This is a genomic window from Bacillus sp. FSL R5-0434 (genome assembly GCF_038004745.1).
Lineage (GTDB): Bacteria > Bacillota > Bacilli > Bacillales > Bacillaceae > Bacillus > Bacillus halotolerans.
Map to the genome: position 1 here is coordinate 1,757,758 of NZ_JBBORV010000001.1, position 20,956 is coordinate 1,778,713.

Annotated in this window: 19 protein-coding genes and 3 pseudogenes; 19 read left to right on the forward strand and 3 right to left on the reverse strand. The window is 39.9% G+C overall.

Annotated features, from left to right (window positions below):
- The first annotated feature begins 10 nt into the window (after window positions 1–10).
- The 7 genes from NYE43_RS09125 (at window position 11) to NYE43_RS09155 (ending at window position 9,793) form a co-directional block, all read left to right on the forward strand.
- Complete coding sequence (locus tag NYE43_RS09125) at window positions 11–1,189, forward strand: glycine C-acetyltransferase (RefSeq protein WP_095713857.1); 1,179 nt, start codon at window positions 11–13, stop codon at window positions 1,187–1,189.
- Between the two features lie 143 nt (window positions 1,190–1,332).
- Complete coding sequence (gene miaB / locus NYE43_RS09130) at window positions 1,333–2,862, forward strand: tRNA (N6-isopentenyl adenosine(37)-C2)-methylthiotransferase MiaB (protein WP_024121459.1); 1,530 nt, start codon at window positions 1,333–1,335, stop codon at window positions 2,860–2,862.
- A 1-nt stretch (window position 2,863) separates the two neighbouring features.
- Window positions 2,864–3,295: a RicAFT regulatory complex protein RicA family protein gene (locus NYE43_RS09135; protein WP_024121460.1), complete on the forward strand. Its 432-nt coding sequence runs from the start codon at window positions 2,864–2,866 to the stop codon at window positions 3,293–3,295.
- 253 nt (window positions 3,296–3,548) lie between these two features.
- Complete coding sequence (gene cotE / locus NYE43_RS09140; protein ID WP_024121461.1) at window positions 3,549–4,094, forward strand: outer spore coat protein CotE; 546 nt, start codon at window positions 3,549–3,551, stop codon at window positions 4,092–4,094.
- A 131-nt stretch (window positions 4,095–4,225) separates the two neighbouring features.
- The gene (mutS, locus tag NYE43_RS09145; protein WP_024121462.1) at window positions 4,226–6,823 is read left to right on the forward strand and encodes a DNA mismatch repair protein MutS; all 2,598 of its coding nucleotides are present in this window, start codon (window positions 4,226–4,228) and stop codon (window positions 6,821–6,823) included.
- A gap of 15 nt (window positions 6,824–6,838) precedes the next feature.
- A complete protein-coding gene (gene mutL / locus NYE43_RS09150) occupies window positions 6,839–8,722 on the forward strand; it encodes a DNA mismatch repair endonuclease MutL (protein WP_185847961.1) in 1,884 nt (627 codons plus the stop codon).
- A 345-nt stretch (window positions 8,723–9,067) separates the two neighbouring features.
- On the forward strand, window positions 9,068–9,793 hold the full coding sequence (locus NYE43_RS09155; RefSeq protein WP_185847960.1) for a DNA cytosine methyltransferase: 726 nt from the start codon (window positions 9,068–9,070) through the stop codon (window positions 9,791–9,793).
- A 74-nt stretch (window positions 9,794–9,867) separates the two neighbouring features.
- Here the strand turns inward: NYE43_RS09155 and NYE43_RS09160 are convergent, their stop codons facing one another.
- The gene (locus tag NYE43_RS09160) at window positions 9,868–10,386 is read right to left on the reverse strand and encodes a hypothetical protein (protein ID WP_151175029.1); all 519 of its coding nucleotides are present in this window, start codon (window positions 10,384–10,386) and stop codon (window positions 9,868–9,870) included.
- 93 nt (window positions 10,387–10,479) lie between these two features.
- Between NYE43_RS09160 and NYE43_RS09165 the strand changes: the two are divergent.
- The 8 genes and pseudogenes from NYE43_RS09165 to NYE43_RS09200 all read left to right on the forward strand — a co-directional run bounded on the left by NYE43_RS09165 (window position 10,480) and on the right by NYE43_RS09200 (window position 16,161).
- Window positions 10,480–10,663 (forward strand): annotated as a pseudogene (locus NYE43_RS09165) (hypothetical protein).
- A gap of 97 nt (window positions 10,664–10,760) precedes the next feature.
- Complete coding sequence (locus NYE43_RS09170) at window positions 10,761–11,558, forward strand: hypothetical protein (protein WP_185847959.1); 798 nt, start codon at window positions 10,761–10,763, stop codon at window positions 11,556–11,558.
- 236 nt (window positions 11,559–11,794) lie between these two features.
- Window positions 11,795–12,235 carry an ArpU family phage packaging/lysis transcriptional regulator gene (locus NYE43_RS09175; RefSeq protein WP_185847958.1) on the forward strand — a complete coding sequence of 147 codons (441 nt, stop codon included), beginning with the start codon at window positions 11,795–11,797 and terminating at the stop codon, window positions 12,233–12,235.
- A gap of 7 nt (window positions 12,236–12,242) precedes the next feature.
- A pseudogene (locus NYE43_RS09180) lies at window positions 12,243–12,784 on the forward strand (tyrosine-type recombinase/integrase).
- 233 nt (window positions 12,785–13,017) lie between these two features.
- Window positions 13,018–13,755, forward strand: coding sequence for a hypothetical protein (locus tag NYE43_RS09185; protein ID WP_185847957.1), 738 nt, complete (start codon window positions 13,018–13,020; stop codon window positions 13,753–13,755).
- A gap of 235 nt (window positions 13,756–13,990) precedes the next feature.
- Complete coding sequence (locus NYE43_RS09190; protein ID WP_341061647.1) at window positions 13,991–14,695, forward strand: hypothetical protein; 705 nt, start codon at window positions 13,991–13,993, stop codon at window positions 14,693–14,695.
- A 624-nt stretch (window positions 14,696–15,319) separates the two neighbouring features.
- The gene (locus NYE43_RS09195; RefSeq protein ID WP_024121464.1) at window positions 15,320–15,508 is read left to right on the forward strand and encodes a hypothetical protein; all 189 of its coding nucleotides are present in this window, start codon (window positions 15,320–15,322) and stop codon (window positions 15,506–15,508) included.
- 164 nt (window positions 15,509–15,672) lie between these two features.
- Complete coding sequence (locus tag NYE43_RS09200; RefSeq protein WP_185847955.1) at window positions 15,673–16,161, forward strand: hypothetical protein; 489 nt, start codon at window positions 15,673–15,675, stop codon at window positions 16,159–16,161.
- A gap of 413 nt (window positions 16,162–16,574) precedes the next feature.
- Here the strand turns inward: NYE43_RS09200 and NYE43_RS09205 are convergent, their stop codons facing one another.
- Together NYE43_RS09205 and NYE43_RS09210 are read right to left on the reverse strand one after the other, a co-directional pair.
- Window positions 16,575–17,021: a YrvL family regulatory protein gene (locus NYE43_RS09205; protein WP_151175036.1), complete on the reverse strand. Its 447-nt coding sequence runs from the start codon at window positions 17,019–17,021 to the stop codon at window positions 16,575–16,577.
- 248 nt (window positions 17,022–17,269) lie between these two features.
- Entirely contained in the window at window positions 17,270–17,827 is a 558-nt protein-coding gene (locus NYE43_RS09210; RefSeq protein WP_095713862.1) for a hypothetical protein, read from the reverse strand.
- Window positions 17,828–17,946: 119 nt separating this feature from the next.
- Between NYE43_RS09210 and NYE43_RS09215 the strand changes: the two genes are divergently transcribed.
- The 4 genes and pseudogenes from NYE43_RS09215 (at window position 17,947) to fabD (ending at window position 20,642) form a co-directional block, all read left to right on the forward strand.
- Window positions 17,947–18,549: a TetR/AcrR family transcriptional regulator gene (locus NYE43_RS09215; protein ID WP_024121469.1), complete on the forward strand. Its 603-nt coding sequence runs from the start codon at window positions 17,947–17,949 to the stop codon at window positions 18,547–18,549.
- A gap of 178 nt (window positions 18,550–18,727) precedes the next feature.
- Window positions 18,728–19,402, forward strand: a complete 675-nt coding sequence (locus tag NYE43_RS09220) for an MBL fold metallo-hydrolase (protein ID WP_198098560.1) — start codon at window positions 18,728–18,730, stop codon at window positions 19,400–19,402.
- 177 nt (window positions 19,403–19,579) lie between these two features.
- Window positions 19,580–19,702 (forward strand): annotated as a pseudogene (locus NYE43_RS09225) (hypothetical protein); the annotation flags it as partial.
- Window positions 19,703–19,775: 73 nt separating this feature from the next.
- Window positions 19,776–20,642: an ACP S-malonyltransferase gene (gene fabD / locus NYE43_RS09230; RefSeq protein WP_198097427.1), complete on the forward strand. Its 867-nt coding sequence runs from the start codon at window positions 19,776–19,778 to the stop codon at window positions 20,640–20,642.
- The last annotated feature ends 314 nt before the right edge of the window (window positions 20,643–20,956 follow it).

Consider the following 20,956-nt stretch of genomic DNA (forward strand, 5'->3'; position numbering starts at 1 on the left):
GGGGATCAACATGACAAAAGAATTTGAGTTTCTAAAAGCAGAGCTTGAAAGAATGAAAGAAAACCACACATGGCAAGACGTTAAACAGGTAGAATCAATGCAGGGCCCTTCTGTTACAGTGAATCATAAAAAAGTTATTCAGCTTTCTTCTAATAATTACCTCGGATTTACTTCACATCCAAGACTCATCAAAGCTGCACAGGAAGCTGCTCAGCAATTTGGAGCCGGAACCGGTTCAGTCCGGACAATCGCCGGAACGTTTACCATGCACCAAGAATTGGAGAAAAAACTGGCAGCCTTTAAAAAAACAGAGGCGGCACTAGTCTTCCAATCAGGCTTTACAACAAACCAAGGTGTACTTTCCAGCATTCTTTCAAAAGACGATATTGTCATTTCTGATGAATTGAACCATGCCTCTATCATTGATGGAATCAGATTGACTAAGGCCGATAAAAAGGTTTATCAGCATGTAGATATGAGTGATTTAGAGAAGGTGCTGAGAAAATCAATGAATTACCGCATGCGCTTGATTGTCACTGACGGCGTATTTTCAATGGATGGAAATATTGCTCCTCTGCCTGACATTGTGGAGCTCGCTGAGAAATATGACGCTTTTGTGATGGTTGATGACGCCCACGCCTCCGGAGTGCTTGGCGAAAACGGCAGAGGGACGGTAAATCATTTCGGTCTTGACGGAAGGGTTCATATTCAAGTCGGAACGTTAAGCAAGGCAATCGGAGTTTTAGGGGGATACGCTGCCGGTTCAAAGGTGTTAATCGACTATTTGCGTCATAAAGGCCGTCCATTTTTATTTAGCACGTCACATCCTCCGGCTGTAACTGCAGCTTGTATGGAAGCAATCGATGTCTTGCTGGAAGAGCCGGAACATATGGAGCGTCTGTGGGAGAATACACATTATTTTAAATCAATGCTTGTCCAAATGGGTTTTACTCTCACACAGAGCGAGACGCCGATTTTGCCTATTTTAATAGGTGATGAGGGGGCAGCGAAGCAATTTTCTGATCAGCTTCTGTCACAAGGTGTTTTTGCCCAAAGCATCGTTTTCCCGACTGTTGCAAAAGGAAAAGCCAGAATACGCACAATTATTACAGCCGAGCACACCAAAGAAGAACTGGATCAGGCGCTTGATGCCATTGAAAAGACAGCAAAGGAGCTTCAGCTATTGTAAGGAGAAGGGAACACTCTTCTCCCTTTCATTCCTTATTGATTATTATTCTCAATGAGTGTACAATGATAGGTTGCCAGTTGTGCAGAGCTTCAATAACCTTTATACTGGAGGGTGGAAGTTTGGTTTGAAAGGAGAAATATCATATGAATGAAAAGCAAAAATTAGAGAGCGGACAAGTTAATCCATCGGACAAAAAATCCGAGAAGGATTACAGCAAGTACTTTGAAGCTGTCTACATTCCGCCTTCTTTAAAAGATGCGAAAAAACGCGGCAAAGAAGCCGTTACTTATCATAATGACTTTAAAATTTCTGAAGAATTCAAAGGCATGGGTGAAGGAAGAAAATTCTATATCCGGACGTACGGCTGCCAAATGAACGAACATGATACAGAAGTAATGGCAGGGATCTTTATGGCTCTTGGCTATGAAGCGACAAACTCTGTTGACGATGCCAATGTCATTCTGTTAAATACATGTGCAATCCGTGAAAATGCGGAAAACAAGGTATTCGGTGAGCTTGGACACTTAAAAGCACTCAAAAAAAATAACCCGGATCTTATCTTAGGCGTTTGCGGCTGTATGTCACAAGAGGAATCAGTCGTTAACAGGATTTTGAAAAAACATCCGTTTGTCGATATGATTTTCGGTACGCATAATATCCATCGTCTGCCGGAGCTTTTGTCTGAAGCATACCTTTCAAAAGAAATGGTCATAGAAGTTTGGTCCAAGGAAGGCGATGTCATTGAAAACCTTCCGAAAGTCCGCAACGGAAAAATTAAGGGCTGGGTCAACATCATGTACGGCTGTGACAAGTTCTGTACGTATTGCATCGTCCCGTATACACGCGGAAAAGAAAGAAGCCGCCGTCCGGAAGAGATCATTCAGGAAGTAAGAAGACTTGCAAGCGAAGGCTATAAGGAAATTACACTTTTAGGACAAAACGTAAACGCGTACGGAAAAGACTTTGAAGATATGAACTACGGCCTTGGTGATTTGATGGATGAGCTTCGCAAAATCGATATCCCGAGAATCCGTTTCACAACGAGTCATCCGCGTGACTTTGATGATCATCTCATTGAAGTGCTTGCAAAAGGCGGCAATCTGCTCGATCATATTCATCTGCCGGTCCAATCAGGAAGCTCAGAGGTCTTGAAACTGATGGCACGCAAATATGACAGAGAGCGTTACATGGAGCTCGTCAGAAAAATCAAAGCGGCTATGCCAAACGCTTCTTTAACAACTGACATTATCGTCGGCTTCCCTAACGAAACGGACGAACAGTTTGAAGAAACGCTGTCATTATACCGTGAAGTGGAGTTTGACAGCGCCTATACGTTCATTTACTCTCCGCGTGAAGGCACACCTGCAGCAAAAATGAAAGATAACGTTCCGATGAGAGTGAAAAAAGAACGCCTGCAGCGTCTGAACGCATTGGTTAATGAAATTTCTGCTAAAAAAATGAAGGAATATGAAGGCAAGGTTGTCGAAGTATTAGTTGAGGGCGAAAGCAAAAACAACCCTGAGGTTCTTGCCGGCTACACTGAAAAAAGCAAGCTTGTGAATTTCAAAGGACCAAAGGAAGCGATCGGCAAAATCGTTCGCGTGAAAATCCAGCAAGCGAAAACGTGGTCGCTTGACGGAGAAATGGCAGGAGAAGCAATCGAGGTGAAATAAGATGACGCTCTACTCTAAAAAAGACATTGTGCAGCAAGCACGAAACCTTGCAAAAATGATCTCTGAAACAGAAGAGGTTGATTTCTTCAAACGGGCTGAAGCGCAAATTAATGAGAACGCAAAAGTGTCTGTAATCATTAATCAGATTAAAGCCCTGCAAAAACAAGCTGTTAATCTGAAGCATTACCAAAAACTCGAAGCGCTCAAACAAGTAGAAGAAAAAATTGATGCGCTGCAAGAGGAGCTTGAAGACATTCCTGTCATCCAGGAATTCAGAGATTCTCAGGTTGAGGTGAATGACCTTCTGCAGCTCGTGGCGACCACCATTTCCAACCAGGTCACAAATGAAATCATTACATCAACCGGAGGCGACCTTCTAAAAGGAGAAACCGGTTCGAAGATGAAACATTCAAATAACAGCTGTTCTCTTTAAACGCGGTGCCTTTTCAGGCCCGTGTTTTTTTATGTTAAACTATCAACAGAACTAAATGAACTATGTACTAAATATTCAATGTTTGGCCGCCTTTAGCCAAATAAACTTTATCGCACTTATGAGTAAAGTTTCTAGGCACCCCTGCATACAATGGAACAGAAACTTTGTATTTTTATATTTTATTTATAAAAATGCACACTAGACAAATGCCCAGCATAAGATAACACGAAGAAGAACAAGGAGGCATGCCGGAATGTCTGAATACAGGGAAATTATCACGAAGGCGGTAGTAGCGAAAGGCAGAAAATTTACACAGTGCACCAATACCATCTCCCCTGAGAAAAAACCGAGCAGCATTTTGGGCGGTTGGATTATCAATCACAAGTATGACGCAGAAAAAATCGGAAAAACCGTAGAAATTGAAGGGTATTATGATATAAACGTATGGTACTCTTACGCAGACAATACAAAAACAGAGGTTGTCACAGAACGAGTGAAGTACGTCGATGTGATTAAACTCCGATACAGAGATAACAATTACTTAGACGATGAGCATGAAGTGATTGCAAAAGTGCTTCAGCAGCCAAACTGCCTTGAAGTCACCATATCTCCAAATGGCAATAAAATTGTTGTGCAAGCGGAGAGGGAATTTTTGGCGGAAGTGGTAGGGGAAACAAAGGTTGTTGTAGAAGTGAATTCTGATTGGGAAGAGGATGACGAAGAGGATTGGGAAGACGAACTTGATGAAGAGCTGGAGGACATCAATCCTGAATTTTTAGTTGGAGATCCTGAAGAATAAAAAAGAGACTAGGGGAGTTGGTACCCCAAGTCTCTTTTTTATATAGACATATCATTCTTTTAACACTTTCTGTTTATGTTATAATGAAGGCTGGCAAATAGAAACGTTGATACATAGTGAGGGATTAAACAATGGCTACTTATACGCCTATGATACAGCAATATTTAAAAATAAAGGCAGAGCATCAGGATGCCTTTTTATTTTTTCGTCTCGGTGATTTTTACGAAATGTTTTTTGAGGACGCTAAAAAAGCGTCACAAGAGCTGGAAATTACGTTAACAAGCAGAGACGGAGGCGCCGCTGAAAAAATACCGATGTGCGGTGTTCCGTATCATTCTGCTTCGGCTTATATCGAGCAGCTTATTAAAAAAGGATACAAGGTGGCCATATGCGAACAAACGGAGGATCCAAAGGCTGCAAAGGGCGTCGTCAAACGTGAAGTCGTTCAGCTGATTACCCCTGGAACTGTAATGGACGGAAAAGGCATCCATGAATCAGAAAACAACTTTATTGCATCAGTTTCGGCCTGCTCAAACGGATACGGGCTGGCGCTGTCCGATTTAACAACGGGTGAAAATTTGGCTGTTTTAATTGAACGGCTGGAAGACGTCATATCAGAAATTTATTCAGTCGGCGCGCGGGAAATTGTCGTAGCGGGAAACCTTGATGAAAAGACGGTTGCTCAGCTGAAGGAGCGGTGCGGCGCTACCATTTCGATTGAAGATGGGGAAACGGATGAGCACGTTCAGATTATTGAGCATTTGCAGAATCCGGACGTAACGAAAACATTTCTCCGTTTATATACGTATCTGAAAAGGACTCAGAAACGGAGCTTAGATCACCTTCAGCCTGTACAAGTGTATGAGCTTGAAGAAGCCATGAAAATCGACTTATACTCGAAGCGGAATTTGGAGCTGACTGAAACGATCCGTTCAAAAAATAAAAAAGGCTCCCTGTTATGGCTGCTTGATGAAACAAAAACTGCGATGGGAGGGCGGCTGCTGAAACAGTGGATTGACCGTCCGCTTATCAGAGTGAATCAAATTGAAGAGCGTCAAGAAATGGTGGAAACATTAATGTCCCATTTCTTTGAACGGGAAGATCTTCGTGAGCGTTTAAAGGAAGTCTATGATTTAGAACGCCTCGCAGGCCGTGTCGCATTCGGAAATGTCAATGCACGGGATCTCATTCAGCTGAAGGAATCATTAAAGCAAGTGCCCGGCATTAAACAGCTTGTTGCTTCACTGGCTCATAAGAAAGCGAAGGAACGGGCGGAGCGGATTGACCCGTGCGGTGATGTTCTAGAATTACTGGAAGGAGCCCTGTACGAAAACCCTCCGATATCAGTAAAAGAAGGAAACCTGATCAAAGACGGGTACAATCAAAAGCTCGATGAATACCGCGATGCTAGCAGAAACGGGAAAGACTGGATTGCCCGCCTTGAACAGCAGGAACGTGAATATACAGGCATTCGGTCATTAAAAGTCGGCTTCAATAAAGTATTTGGCTATTATATTGAAGTGACAAAGGCGAATTTGCACCTTCTTGAAGAAGGGCGCTATGAGCGGAAACAGACGCTAACGAATGCAGAACGCTACATTACACCTGAATTAAAAGAAAAAGAAGCGCTCATTTTGGAAGCGGAAAATAACATCTGTGAGCTGGAATACGAGCTCTTCACCGAGCTACGTGAGAAAGTGAAATTGTATATTCCGCGTTTGCAGCAGCTCGCCAAACAGATGAGTGAGCTCGATGCGCTGCAATGCTTTGCGACAATCAGTGAAAATCGTCATTACACGAAACCTGAGTTTTCTAAAGATGAAGTTGAGGTCATAGAGGGCAGACACCCGGTTGTTGAAAAAGTAATGGACAGCCAGGAATACGTGCCTAACAACTGTGTGATGGGCGATAACAGACAGATGCTGCTCATTACTGGTCCGAACATGTCGGGGAAAAGCACATACATGAGACAAATCGCGCTCATCTCCATTATGGCGCAAATTGGCTGCTTTGTGCCCGCGAAAAAAGCTATGCTTCCGATTTTTGATCAAATTTTCACCCGAATCGGCGCAGCGGATGATTTGATTTCCGGACAAAGTACTTTTATGGTGGAAATGCTTGAAGCCAAAAATGCGATTGTAAATGCAACCAAAAACAGCCTCATTTTGTTTGATGAAATCGGGCGGGGAACGTCCACATATGACGGCATGGCCCTTGCGCAAGCGATTATTGAATATGTTCATGACCATATTGGCGCCAAGACGCTGTTTAGTACGCACTATCATGAGCTGACGGTTCTTGAAGAAAAGCTTCCGCAGCTGAAAAATGTCCATGTTCGTGCTGAGGAATATAATGGGACGGTTGTCTTTCTTCATCAAATTAAAGAAGGGGCAGCTGACAAAAGCTACGGTATCCATGTCGCCCAGCTGGCTGAGTTGCCGGAAGATCTGATTTCGCGCGCTCAAGACATTCTAAAAGAACTTGAGCATTCAGGGAACAAACCGGAAGTGCCAGTGCAGAAACCTGAGGTACCAGTACAGAAACATGAGGTAAAAGAAGAGCTGGCACAGCTGTCCTTCTTTGACGAATCGGATAAACCGGCTGCATCACCAAAGCTTTCTAAAAAAGAAAAGCAAGTACTTGATGTCTTTAAATCTCTGAATATACTTGATATGACACCGCTGGAAGCGATGAATGAAATGTACAAGCTGCAAAAGAAATTACATTAAAACGGGGTGATGAATGTGGCAAAAGTCATCCAGCTGTCAGATGAACTTTCAAATAAAATTGCGGCGGGCGAGGTTGTGGAACGGCCCGCCTCAGTCGTGAAGGAATTGGTGGAAAATGCCATCGACGCTGACAGCACAGTCATTGAAATCGACATTGAGGAAGCGGGTCTTGCATCCATTCGTGTTCTGGATAATGGAGAAGGAATGGAAAATGAAGATTGCAAGCGTGCCTTCCGCCGCCACGCAACAAGTAAAATAAAAGATGAGAATGATTTATTCAGAGTGAGAACACTTGGCTTTAGGGGAGAGGCACTGCCGAGTATTGCGTCTGTCTCCCATCTGGAGATTACGACAAGCACGGGAGAAGGAGCGGGAACGAAGCTCATGCTTCAAGGCGGAAACATCATTTCTGAATCGCGTTCCTCAAGCAGGAAGGGAACCGAAATTGTCGTTTCCAATCTGTTTTTTAATACACCGGCCCGCTTGAAATATATGAAAACCGTTCATACAGAGCTTGGGAATATTACGGATGTGGTCAACCGGATTGCGCTGGCACATCCGGAGGTATCGATCCGCCTTCGCCATCATGGAAAAAATCTTCTCCAAACGAATGGAAATGGAGATGTGCGCCATGTCCTTGCCGCGATTTACGGTACGGCTGTCGCTAAAAAAATGCTGCCTCTTCATGTCAGCTCACTGGATTTTGAAGTGAAGGGATATATCGCTCTGCCAGAGATTACACGGGCATCGAGAAATTACATGTCGTCTGTCATCAATGGCCGTTATATTAAAAATTTCCCGCTCGTCAAGGCGGTGCACGAAGGATATCACACACTTTTGCCAATCGGACGCCATCCGATCACATTTATAGAAATCACCATGGACCCGATTTTAGTCGATGTCAACGTGCACCCTTCGAAGCTTGAGGTACGGCTCAGCAAGGAAACAGAGCTGCACGACTTAATTCGTGACGGCATAAAAGATGTATTTAAACAGCAGCAGCTGATACCGAGCGCACAGCTTCCGAAAAAGTCAGCACCTGTGATCAAAAATGAGCAGCAGTTCATGACCTTTGATGAAAAACCTGCTGAAAGAAAAGTGCCGGAAAAAGCGCCTATGCCTTCGTATTCACCAATGAAGCTCAGTTCAGTTGTCAAAGAACCAGTTGAGATAGAAGACGAATTGCCTTCAGAGCAGCTTGTAACTCATTCTGTGGCTGAAATAGAACAAGATATTGCGGAGCCTGCTGTTACAGAGGAATTGCCTGAAGCATTCGAACAGGAGCCCGCTCAGGAACTTCAGCAGACATCATCTGAACGTGTGCCGATCATGTACCCGATCGGCCAGATGCATGGGACCTATATATTGGCGCAAAACGAAAACGGCTTATATATTATCGACCAGCATGCCGCCCAAGAGCGTATTAAATACGAATATTTTCGTGAAAAGGTCGGGGAGGTTGAGCCTGAGGTGCAGGATATGATTGTGCCGCTCACGTTTCATTATTCCACGAACGAGGCACTCATTATCGAACAGCATCAACAAGAGCTCGAAAGCGTAGGTGTCTTTTTAGAGTCTTTCGGCTCGAACAGTTACATCGTCCGCTGCCACCCGGCTTGGTTTCCAAAAGGAGAAGAAGCCGAGCTGATAGAAGAAATCATTCAGCAGGTGCTCGATTCTAAAAACATTGATATCAAAAAACTGCGCGAAGAAGCGGCGATTATGATGAGCTGCAAAGGTTCAATCAAAGCAAACCGTCACCTCAGAAACGACGAGATCAAAGCGCTTCTGGACGATCTCCGAAGCACATCAGACCCATTTACATGCCCGCACGGCCGTCCGATTATGATTCATCATTCCACGTATGAGATGGAAAAGATGTTTAAACGTGTGATGTAGCGGGTTTCGGCGAAGGGGAATATACCCTTTGCCCATATTTTTTCTATGCATTTTTCAAGCATTGAGATATTCTTCGAATTGATCAATGCTTTTTTTATTGTGTTATGTAAATAACATCAGCAGCCATATTAACTGTAGTATGGCCAAAGTCGTATTTAAGGTCTTCACCACTTTCTAACAGCATGATTGCATGAGTATGCTTTAGACCATGTGAGTAACATGATGCAAATCAGCTTTTTCAGATGAAACAATTATTGTTACGTGTAATAAAACAAATCGGTTGGCTTCTAGGTGGGATCGTGGTGGTTTTATTCTTTGCAATTGCAGTTCTGCCGGGGATAGGGGATGACAGCATGCAAAGGCATCGATTTATTTGCGAGAATAGGGGGCATTGCGCTTGCTGCCGAGTGGGTTGGTATTGAAACAGTCGCATTCTGTGAGCGTGAACCCATCTGCCAGAAGGTACTGAATAAAAACTTCTCTGGTGTTCCCATCTTTGACGATGTATGCACCTTGAATAGACAGCTTTTAGAGGAAAAAGGAATGATTGAGTCAGGTGAAACAATTGACATTATTTCAGGAGGATTCCCTTGCCAGCCTTACAGTATTGCCGGGAAGCGAAGAGGCACGGAAGGTGACCGCGACCTCTGGCCGGAAATGTTTAGGATTATCAAAGAACTTAGACCCACTTGGGTTGTTGGTGAAAACGTTGCTAACTTCGCAAATATGGAGCTCGACCTCACGCTATTTGACTTGGAAAGCGCAGGTTACAAAGGGCAATCGTTTATTATACCGGCTTGCGCCGTCGATGGAGGAAGAAAGGCGAGCGAAAAAGCAATATGTCAGATTGGGAAATACAGTCTCAAGCCTGGAGGGGATAAGAGTCGGTGGGCAGCTGAACCCGAAGTGGGTAGAGTGGCTCATGGTGTTCCCAACCGGGTGGACAGAATTAAAGGATTAGGCAACGCGATTGTGCCTCAGCAGATTTACCCGATATTCAAAGCGATTATGGATCAGGAGGCGGCATCATGTTCGAATACAGCTGCCCTGAATGTGATTACAGTGAATTAGATATAAATATCAGCCCGTGCCTGCTTTTAAAATGAAAAAAGCAACCTAAAATAGATTGCCTTTCCAGAAGTTAATCAGTTGTAAACATTACCAGCGAAATTCACTGGGTAACTGCCAAGGTTGGTAACCCTAACATAGTATTTATCTGTAACTTTTATATTGGAGCTGGTAAAGGATAAAGTTGGCCAAGTGCGTCCATCACTTGCTTTAACTTCACCATAATAACTGACTTGAGACACCGTATTACCGGTAGATGCATTTATTAATTCGTACTTAAGATACGCAGCTGCGTTGGCTCTTTCAGATTCTTGCCACCCTTTATAATTTGTTCCAGTGTTATTTGATAGGGTAAATACTTGTGAGTCTTTGTAATCCTTGTTTGAACCATTAGCTTCTAGTCTGCCACCAACATATACAACACTTGCAGATATCGATGCTTTCCCATTTGTGTTGAAAATAGAGTCAGTTTGAAATTTATTAGAGATGGGTAAGACCCCTCCTTTACTATCTAAACTTGTAGCACTAGCAATTGAGCCAGATCCTAAAATAGCTGAAGTTAATAAGGTAGTTGTTACTAACTTTTTAAAATTCATTATCACCACTCCTTTAGTTTTTTGATACACCTAAAGAATTCGTCCTAGGTTAAAAATAAACCTGTATATAAATGTTAATTATTTGTGAACAATATGGGGGGGAGGGTGCTCAGAATATTGTTTTTGCTGATGGGATGCGGATTCTGGATATATTTCCAACACGATTACAGGCCGGACATGAAAGCTAACCTTGCTTTGATCGGTAATCATTTCAATCACGGCTGCGGCTTACTTTAAAGATATTGATAAGTATATAGAGAAGAGGGAAGACAAATGAACCCTATTTAAATAGGGTTTTTCTTAAAAACACTAAAGAAAATCCATAATTTGTCGATTCCAAAAAGAGATTATTAAGAAAAGGAGGAGGAAATGTTATGGATGTTGTTGGTTTGCTTAAGAGCATCGGGATACCAGGCTATGTAGCTGCTGCAGGTATCTTAGTTTACGGGTTAGTTGTAACATTTAGGCCAATAACTACTTTAACAGCCAATATTTTTGAAAAGAAGCTTTTTTCTAAAGAGAAATTGTTTACTGTAATGATTTGGCGTCACTTTTGGCAGACAGTATTTTGGACAGCAGCTTTTCTTTCTATACTAAGTTTGACCAATTTACCAGAATGGACAGTTAATTTCAATTCATCTACGACCGTTGGTACAATAACTGCTACGATTGGAGAAATATTATTCGTAATCATATTGTTTATCAAAGAATTTGAAGACAAGGAATGTGGATTTTCGAATTTTTTCAAACCATATTGGAGAAGGTGTAGCATAGTTATTATTTTTGTAACATGTTTAATCTTGTTCTATGTTGCACTTGATGGTTTTATAATCGGAAGTAGCAAAGACGAGAACCAGCTAACTAAACTAATTTATATCCTGGGTATTCCCTTTGTTTTTTCTTTACCAGTTCCATTTTTAATGAGGCCTGTATCCAGATTAGTTGAATGGTCAAAAGATAAATATATTGTGATAGATAGATCCGAACAAGAACGTCCACAAAATCCTTCAACAAGTGATGAGAGTGATGAGTGTTGGTATGTTTTACATGCTATCAGCAAGGAACTTATTTTGTTAGGGAATAAACCAAATCCTAAATTATGCACGGAAACAAAGATAATAAAATTAGATGAACTATGTGATAAAAAAATGTTTATAAAAGACAAAGCTTAATATAGTCCAAGACGGAAAGCCTGCGGACACTGATCACTGTACAGAGAAATCTGTGCTTTGGTTGGTGTCCGTTTTTTATTTGAACGGAGGGATGGAAGGAGAGGAAGAAAAACTCAATAAAAACGCGCAGGAGCGCTCAGAATGGTTTTGGTGGAAAATGATGGGTCAAGATAGGAGAACACTGAAAAGAGGCAAAGACGGAGCTTTAAGACGCAAATAAACGGGAGGGTAAAAATATGAATCAATTAACATTAAACATTCCTCAGATTGACGAAGAAGCGACTAAATCAAAAGCAGAGAAGCTGCTGAATCAATATCGGTTATATCTCTTACAGGTCCCAGATGATTTTTTACCAAAAGTTACACCTACTTACAGCATTGTTCCGCCAAGTATCACGAATGAGGTTCATTCCTCAACAGAAGATGCAGCATTAAAGCGTCTTGATTGGGAGATTCAGCGTGACAAATTCTTAAAAAGGATTCAAAAGGCTGTTAACCGGCTTTCTCAAAGAGAACGGCAGATCATTGTCATGCTCTATATGAAGCGGGAAGAAATGTATGATTATGAAGTGTATGCAGAAATGGGTCTGAGCCAGCGAAGCTATTATCGTGTGAAAGCAAAAGCTCTCTACCGGCTGGCTTTACTCCGGGAGAAGAAGTCTACAAGAAAGGGATAGCTTCTTAATGAATTTTGTTCAGTCTATACGTGATCCGGAATGTATCTTTTATATCAAGAGATTTTTAAAAGAGCAAAACATGAGGAATTACATGCTATTTGTGACAGGTATCAATTCAGGGCTCCGCATATCGGATATTCTGTAGCTGAGAGTAAGAGACGCCAAACGTCCTTATTTCAATCTCATAGAGAAGAAAACGAAAAAGAAAAAGAGAATCGACATGACGCCAGCTCTTCAAAGAGAATTTAAGGCCTATGTCGAAGGGAAAGAGGATCATGAGTTTCTCTTTAAAAGCCGAGAAGGAATCAACAAACCGATATCCCGGTCAATGGCTTACAAGATTCTCAGGGGTGCTGCTGAGTATGTTGGTTTAAATGACATCGGCACGCATACATTGAGGAAAACATTTGGCTATCACTTTTACAAACAAACGAAGGACGTTGCTATGCTGCAAAGATATTTAATCACTCAGACCAACGGACAACCCTTAGGTACATCGGAATCAATCAAGACGCCAAGAACAACGCTATGAAGAAATTTAAAATATAACTAGGCTCATCCAAAACAACAAGGATGGGCCTTTTTCTTTGCGTTTTTCGTCAATTCCTCAAAAATAACAGGTGTGTAATTCATTTTAGGGATATTGGTTAAAACCCAGAGAGGACAAGGGATTGGCCAGTTCAACGAGTTGCACAGTATAAAACATATGGGTAATTCAATATTGATAATATGCCGATAAGTAAGTACATTATAATATATGAATAATTTGGGAGAAGTGATCTGTGCTTAACTTATTAAATCAGGGGTGGATTGGTTCATTAATAGGACTTTTCGGTATTTTATTTGCAATTTATTCTCATTATAAAAACAGAAAAGTAAATGAACTGACATATACCTTCAAAAGTGAAAGAGTAGTTGGAAAAAACGATAAAGCTCCGGAAGATATAGAAATTATTTTTAAGGGAAAGTCTGTTGAAAGAGTAACCAACACTCAAATGACTGTTTGGAATAGTGGAAATGTTACTATTGAGGGGAAACACATTGTAGAAAAAGATCCTGTTAGAATAGAAATTAGTGAGGGACAAGAAATTATTTCTGCAGCCATATTGGAAAAAAGTAGTGATGCAAATGATTTTATAATTAAAATAGATGAAAATAACCCTAACATTCTAGAAGTGAAATTTGATTATTTAGATGCTTCGGATGGTGCTGTAATTGAAATATTACATACAGATGATAAAAATTTTTATAAATTAAAAGGGTCAATTAAGGGGCTAAAATCATTTTACTCTTTCTCAACACTTGAAGCACCTTCTGTACGTTTATTACCTTTTTTCACCTTACTGGTAGTGAGTCTTTTGGGGTTAGCGTCAGCTTATGTAATAACCGACACTAATTCTTCCAATATCTTTTCTATTATTATGTTAATACTTAATATATTGGCATTGTTAGCTGCAACTATTAATTTTGTTTTTTTAAGAAACAAGAGAAGGAAGAAACCGAAAAAACTTATAATTTAAAGAAATGCCATAAACTTGGCAGGATAACGGCACTCCATTTTCTTTAAAGTGAGTTATTATGGTAATAGGTAATAGATCAAGGGAGCGGCACTGCTGATAAGCGGGGTCGCTTTTTTTATTCTCTGCAAACTGCATCGGTTAACAGTTATCTGAATCACAGAAAACGTTCGACAAATTTTGCAAATTGTTTCTTTGTTCATTCCCTTTACCGATAATAAGGTAGAGGTAAAACAGTGTGGACGAAATTATAAAAACTTTTGGTGTACTACCCACAGCATTAACAGCTGCAGCAGCTATTATAGTACCATTTATTACTTTTATTTTAGGTAGAATCAATGAAGATCATAAAGTTAAGTTTGAATACAGAACTTTTATGGTGATGGATGAGATAACAGGAAAATACCATCTTAAAAATGCTCCTTTTGTAAAGGAGGGGGCCAAGTTATTATTGCCTAATAGCTACGAGAGTTTAGAGAGATTAATAATAGGAAAAAGACTTGATCAAGATGCGAATTTCACTGATGTATCTAGATTTAACTATTTACAGGTAAGGACTGTAGGAAAAAGTATTATTACAGGCGGATACATTAAAATAAAATTAGGTAACGATGATAAGAGCATAATAGAAACATCTTTGCCATTTATGCTTCCCGATGATGAGGTTTATATACCACTGGATATAAATTATGGGAATGTTACGAATCGCAAATATGGAATTAAAAGAATAGATGTTTGGTATCAATTGCAAACAGGACAACGGATGAAATATAAAAGTGTAAGATCATTTAAAGAGGAAGAAAACGAGACAATCATTGAAGATAGCCGTAGTGTAAAAAAATTTCATTTATATTACTGGAGGATACAAAATTTAAGAGGAAAGAATATGGGATGGTATTATCTAAATTTAAATAAAGACGAACAAAAGAACCCTTCTAACTGAAGGGTTTTATATTCTCTGTAAACTGCTTCCGGTAAATCTCAGAATAGACAATTGACGGTTAACGGTTTGAGCGCGGGGGCAGTTTAGAGGGAATATTATTTAATGAAACCAATATCTCATTAAGAACGTATCAATATTAGTGCCGTATTTGATTAGCCTTATTTGGCAGATTACTTTTATGAAAGTGGTGATATGATGGATTGGCCTTGGTATGCTGCAATGATTATTGCATTGGCAGTTGCATTTGGTTTATTTGATAGTAAAAAAAGAAAAAATAAAGAAAAAAAATGAAGTATGTAGTGAATGGTATTGATGTGTAAAGCCTTGCGTATATTAATTAAAGATTGAATGGGTCTAACGCAAGGCTTTAACTAAGCGAAAATAAAGTGTTGAAGGTGTTACGCTCAGATAAAATTATTATCTTAAATTTTATTTTATATTCGTTAAGGCGCTTTTTATATTCTCTGTAAACTGCTTCCGGTAAATATCAGGATAGACAATGGGCGGTACGGTGGCAGTTTAGAAAGAATAAATATGTGATTAAAAGGGAATCGTTCGACAAATTTTGCGAACTGTTTCATTTCTAGTCCTCTTGTCTGATAATAAATCAAGAGGTGAAAGTTTATGAAATTTGAAGTTGTTTTTTGGTTTGATAATGAAAATTTAAGAACAGCTAAAGTAATTGCAGAATCTGAGAAAGCACTTATAAAAGAATTGCAAGAATGTGAACATTGGTATGAGTTTGAAGATGGTAAGCGTATAGCAAATGTTAATATGCGACTTGTCACGCAATTTGATGTGAAAAGAAAATAAAAAAGCATCCCTCGGGGTGCTTTTTTATTTGGGTAGTTGCGCGATGCAGGTGCACATGTGAACAGAGGAAAGGAATGTATGGGGGAGGGATTAACTTTTGTCTATTAAAAAGTAGTTTGAAACAATCATGTAAGGTATACTCTTCTCATAATGGAGGGAGTTACATGAAATTTATAATAATTACTTTGATATCTATTGGACTGCTTGCTGGCTGTTCAACCAGCAATGAAACGAAAAACAATGACACTACGAAACAGAATGAAATAAACAAGGAATCAAACACAGATGGGTTGTCTATAGTTGATGCTGGTGTTACTCAAGAAGACGAGTCTACAGACACAGCACGGACAGAAGTTAACGAAACAGTAAAGGAAATTGCTACTCAAGCATCATACGAAGAATTAAATGTAAACGATCCACCAGTTGATAAAGTTGTGAAGATAACTGGCACAGTCGAGAGTGTAATGGATGAAGGTGGTGCTTTGGATTCGTTTATAATTTCTCAGGAAGAAGATGGTGAAAAGTGTTTGTATCAAGTGATGAACATGAGTTACTTAACATTAACTAAGGGTGATAAGGTTTCAGCTTACGGCCCTGTGCAAGAAGGTGAAGAGACACCGGTGATTACAGGCGTTCTAGTAGAAAGAGAGTAAGACATCCGATTGGGTGTCTTTTTATATTGGCAAAGGAGAGTATGAATAGGATACAAAATATTCGAAGGAGAATTAAAGAGTACTAAACAATTCATTAAAAAGATTTCATATGTATCTTCACTCGCGAATGAAAGGACAAAGAGTGAGGGCTATGCCCTTAAGCCTTGAACCGCCTCTGGTTGCCCGATCCTGCCTCACCCGTAGCCGGGCTGTGATGCACACTAGACACAGCAACAAGAAGAAACGAAACCATAACAAGTTTTTAGACATATTTTGATTTTTGTTTTGCATTCCAGGTTTCATTCCTCTAATTGTTTTACACTTTCTCGTTGACTATATAGGAAAGTGAGGCGACGAAAATGTCATTACAGCATAAAACCGCTTGAATCAATCACAAGCGGTTTTTTATCGGTTTATGTTTTAGGCCGATCATCAAATGCTAGTTCAGTGAACGCCATAAATGCTGATATGACAAAGAGTAATGCGTCCGGAATATAAATAGAATCCATAAAGTAATCTACTAAACAAATTGTTATGAAATTAGCGATGAAATAAAAAACAAATGTGAAAAGTGCTGTTTTTCTGATAGAAAGTGAATGGATCATTATCAAAGAAACGACTTTTGTTAGAGGGTCTATAACCAGTCCAGCAGCAAAGCATCCCAATATAAAAAACAATAAGGATTGATTGGAATCGTATGTGATGCCGAGGATGGCAAATAGCCCTTTCATGCCGAAGAAATAACCGCCGAAGATCACAGCAGCTGCAATTGTGATAAGGAGGGCAATGGATACAATCACTATTATTTTTGAGCTTGGTTTTAAGTCTTTAAATGGCGTGTCGTGTTCTTTCTGGCTCACGTATTACACTCCTTACATGTTAGTGATTCACAATACAGCAGAACTCATAAAATAATAATAAAAACAGGATATGTTTCCTAGGCAAGTGCCTAATGAAAAAAGCGAAAATCCGACAGGTATACTGAGAAAGCATAGGCTTTTTTCATATAAGCTCCTTATCTAGATGACTTGCATAAAGTGTAACATATATTTACAAAAGTGAAAAAATCCTTTTTCTATTGAAAAAGGATTTTTTAGCGAGACTAATTTTAACTTCTGAGATTTTTTGAAGCTTTCGCTTTTTTCGGCCAGATAAAATAACTGGCGGTGATCAGGCAATCAATGCCCAGAATGACTGTCCATAGCTTTAAAACACTGCTCAGCGCTTCGGTACGGGCAGCATCATTAATAAAATAAATCATCCCGGCCAGCAGCCCGGCTCCAATAAGATAAGCGAGCACATGTCTGATCAAGCTTTTCGCATAATGTTTCGCATGATCCATTCCATAGCGCACAAGCGGTTTTGAGCCTTGCTTTGTTACATAATAACGGAATTTTTCATCCGCCCATTGGATCATTTGCTTGCCGAAAGCAATCGATACGCCGATGTACACTGCAGCAATCGCGTGTGCAGTAGTCGCAACGGCTCCGCGGTATAAGTCCGCAGACGTCATTATTAACAAAATCAGGTCAATGACAGGGGTTAAGGCAAAAAGAAACAGCCCTAATTTATCTTGTTTAAATAGATAGCGTACGACAAGGCCTAACACTATTACAACCCAAAATCCTATTTCGCAGAAGACAATCATCCAAGCGACACTGTTCAATCTGTTCCCCTCTTTCTAATACAGTTGTATTATTTAATATGATTTTACCATCTGCGTTTTTATAAAACAACTGTATTATAAAAATTGCTCTCTGATTTTTTTCTTGGTAAAATAAAGATATGCCAAAACAAATTGACCATGAAAAAAGAAGAAAACACATTGCAGAAGCGACATGGCGGGTGATTTTAGAACGAGGGATGGAGGGGGCCTCAGTCAGAAACATTGCCAAAGAAGCAGGACTGTCGTTAGGTGCGCTTCGCCATTATTTTTCAACTCAGGATGAATTGCTTGTTTTTGCAATGAAACTTGTCAAAGAAAAGGTGACAGCCCGCATTAATAAAATTGCTGCCCTTGATTTGCCGCCTAAAGAAAAAGTGTTACACATACTGCTTGAAATTGTCCCGACAAATGCTGAAACGATTAGAGAGATGGAGGTATGGTTTGCTTTTACTGTTTATGCGAGACATAAAGACAATATGTTTGATGCGGGACATGATGAGATTTACAAAGCAATTCGAAATCTGATCGACTACTTGGACCAGCTTCATTTATTGCAAAAACATGCTGATAAAGAAATAGAAGGAGAGAGGCTGTACGCTTTAATCGATGGTTTGGCTTTACATGCGATGTTTGACCCTCGCCGTGTGAATAAAGAACGGATCAAACGTGTTATGATGCAGCATTTACAATCTATATGCGTTGATGAATCAGCCCAAGAGTGAATAGGTCACTGCAAAAAGTTATTCTTAATGGACAAGTCTCCAAAAAGAATAACTTTTTTTATGTGAATCAAGCCGTAACTGCAAGAATGAATTGAAGAATGGAAAAGCCGCATACCGTTTGGTAAAGTGGGAATGGAAGAGAGAATGAAAGAACTTCATATTGATAGGAATGGTGAAAATGGTTACTTATGCGGTACATACGATCAAAACATTTCATCAAGGGTGGACTAACTATTGTTACATCATTGAAGATATTGTAAGCCGATCTGCGATAGTTGTTGATCCATCATGGGAATTGAGTAAACTAACTAATAAACTTTCTGAGCTGGAGGTTGATTTATCAGCAATTCTTTTAACGCACTCTCATTATGATCATGTAAATCTTGTTGAGCCACTCTCGGCATTATTTGATCCTCAAGTGTATATGTCGAAAACAGAAATCGACTTTTACCAATTCAGATGCAAAAACTTAATTGCTCTTCAAGACCGTGAAACCATCAGCATAGGAATGACGAAAGCGCAATGTCTGCTTACACCTGGGCATACAGCCGGCGGGATGTGTTATTTGTTTTCAGAAAGTATATTCACAGGAGATACGATTTTTACGGAAGGATGCGGGATATGTGAAGATCATGGCAGTTCCGCAGATGATATGTTCGACAGTGTTCAGAGGATAAAATCCATCGTTTCCCCAGAAGTGCGGGTTTATCCGGGGCATTCATTTGGTCAAACACCAGGGCAAACAATAGGTGAGCTTTTAAAACATAATATTTATTTTCAGATTGATAAAAGAGAATACTTTGTGAAATTCCGCAATAGAAAAAACCAAAGAGGTATTTTTGATTTTAAATAAGTTTTTCCGAAATCATTCTATTAGACTATTTTCTTTCTGCATCCGAAAGATTTGCCTTTTGAAAAATGATGACAAAGCACGGGTTGATTTTATTAAGTAATGAAATGAAGCTTATGTATCATCATCTTTTGGCACAAGTGATATGCAGGTCTATTTTCTTATGTTTTACAGCATGTCCTGATTCTTTATACCTTTATGGAAAAATGCAGAGAAAAAACGATGGAAAGTGTAGGAAAAATTAACTTGACGGATAATATTTACAGAGGTTACCATCAACATGAACATGCTACTATTTATCCGGGGCAATACTTATATTTTCTATAACGTAAGTCAGCAGGTAATTATATATGCGGGGAAGGGTGGCTTTAATAGAATGATCACATATGTTTTTCCGGGACAGGGTTCACAGAAACAGGGAATGGGCAGTGAGTTATTTGATGAGTTTAAAGAACTGACGGCACAAGCAGATGAGATCTTAGGGTATTCTATCAAACGCCTATGCATAGAAAATCCTTATTCAAACTTAAACAAAACGCAATTTACTCAGCCGGCCTTATATGTAGTGAACGCATTAAGCTACCTGAAAAAAATACAGGAAACAGACATAAAACCCGATTTTGTTGCCGGGCACAGCCTTGGAGAATACAATGCGCTATTTGCGGCTGAAGCCTTTGATTTTGAGACGGGGTTAAAGCTTGTCAGAAAAAGAGGCGAGCTGATGAGCATGGTAAGCAACGGCGGTATGGCGGCCGTTATGGGAATAAATGAAGAACAGGTTTCAGAGGTTTTGATAGATCATCATTTACATGAGATTGACATTGCGAATGTAAATGCTCCTTATCAAATTGTGATTTCAGGTCAAAAAGAAGATATTGACAAAGCCGCACCCATCTTTGAAGCCAAGACAGACGTTACGATGTTTCTCCCCTTAAACGTCAGCGGTGCGTTTCATTCCAGATACATGAATCATGCAAAGCAGGAGTTTGAACAGTTTCTTGACACTTTTCATTTTGCTCCTTTATCTATTCCGGTTATTTCTAATGTATATGCCAGACCGTACTCTTCTGAAGTAATTAAGCCGACACTGGCGGATCAAATCAACCATTCGGTAAAATGGACTGAAAGTATACGCTTTTTAATGGAAAAAGGTCAAATGGAGTTTGAGGAAATAGGACCGGGAAATGTGTTAACAGGATTGATCCGCCGCATTGAAACAGATGCGGAACCTATGACACGCTAAACCGATTTCTATACCAAAAGGCCTCAAATTCGGGTCTAAAGTATACGTCATGCATGATTCGATAGACACTGTTAAAACTGAAAGAATTTATATACTGTTACATAAAGAGGCTCATAAAAAAAGTTCGCTCTCTAGCGGACATTTGCACTATCGCAGTCAGTTTTTATATTACGATAAACCATCGCTCTCCTTTCAAGAGAACCGCCCTTTATTTCAAAAACATCTAAGTCATAATAGAGTCGATGTTTTTGGCGATGCCAAAATGATTCACATCAAATTCAGATACTTCCAAGATCACTTCATTAACGAGCTTC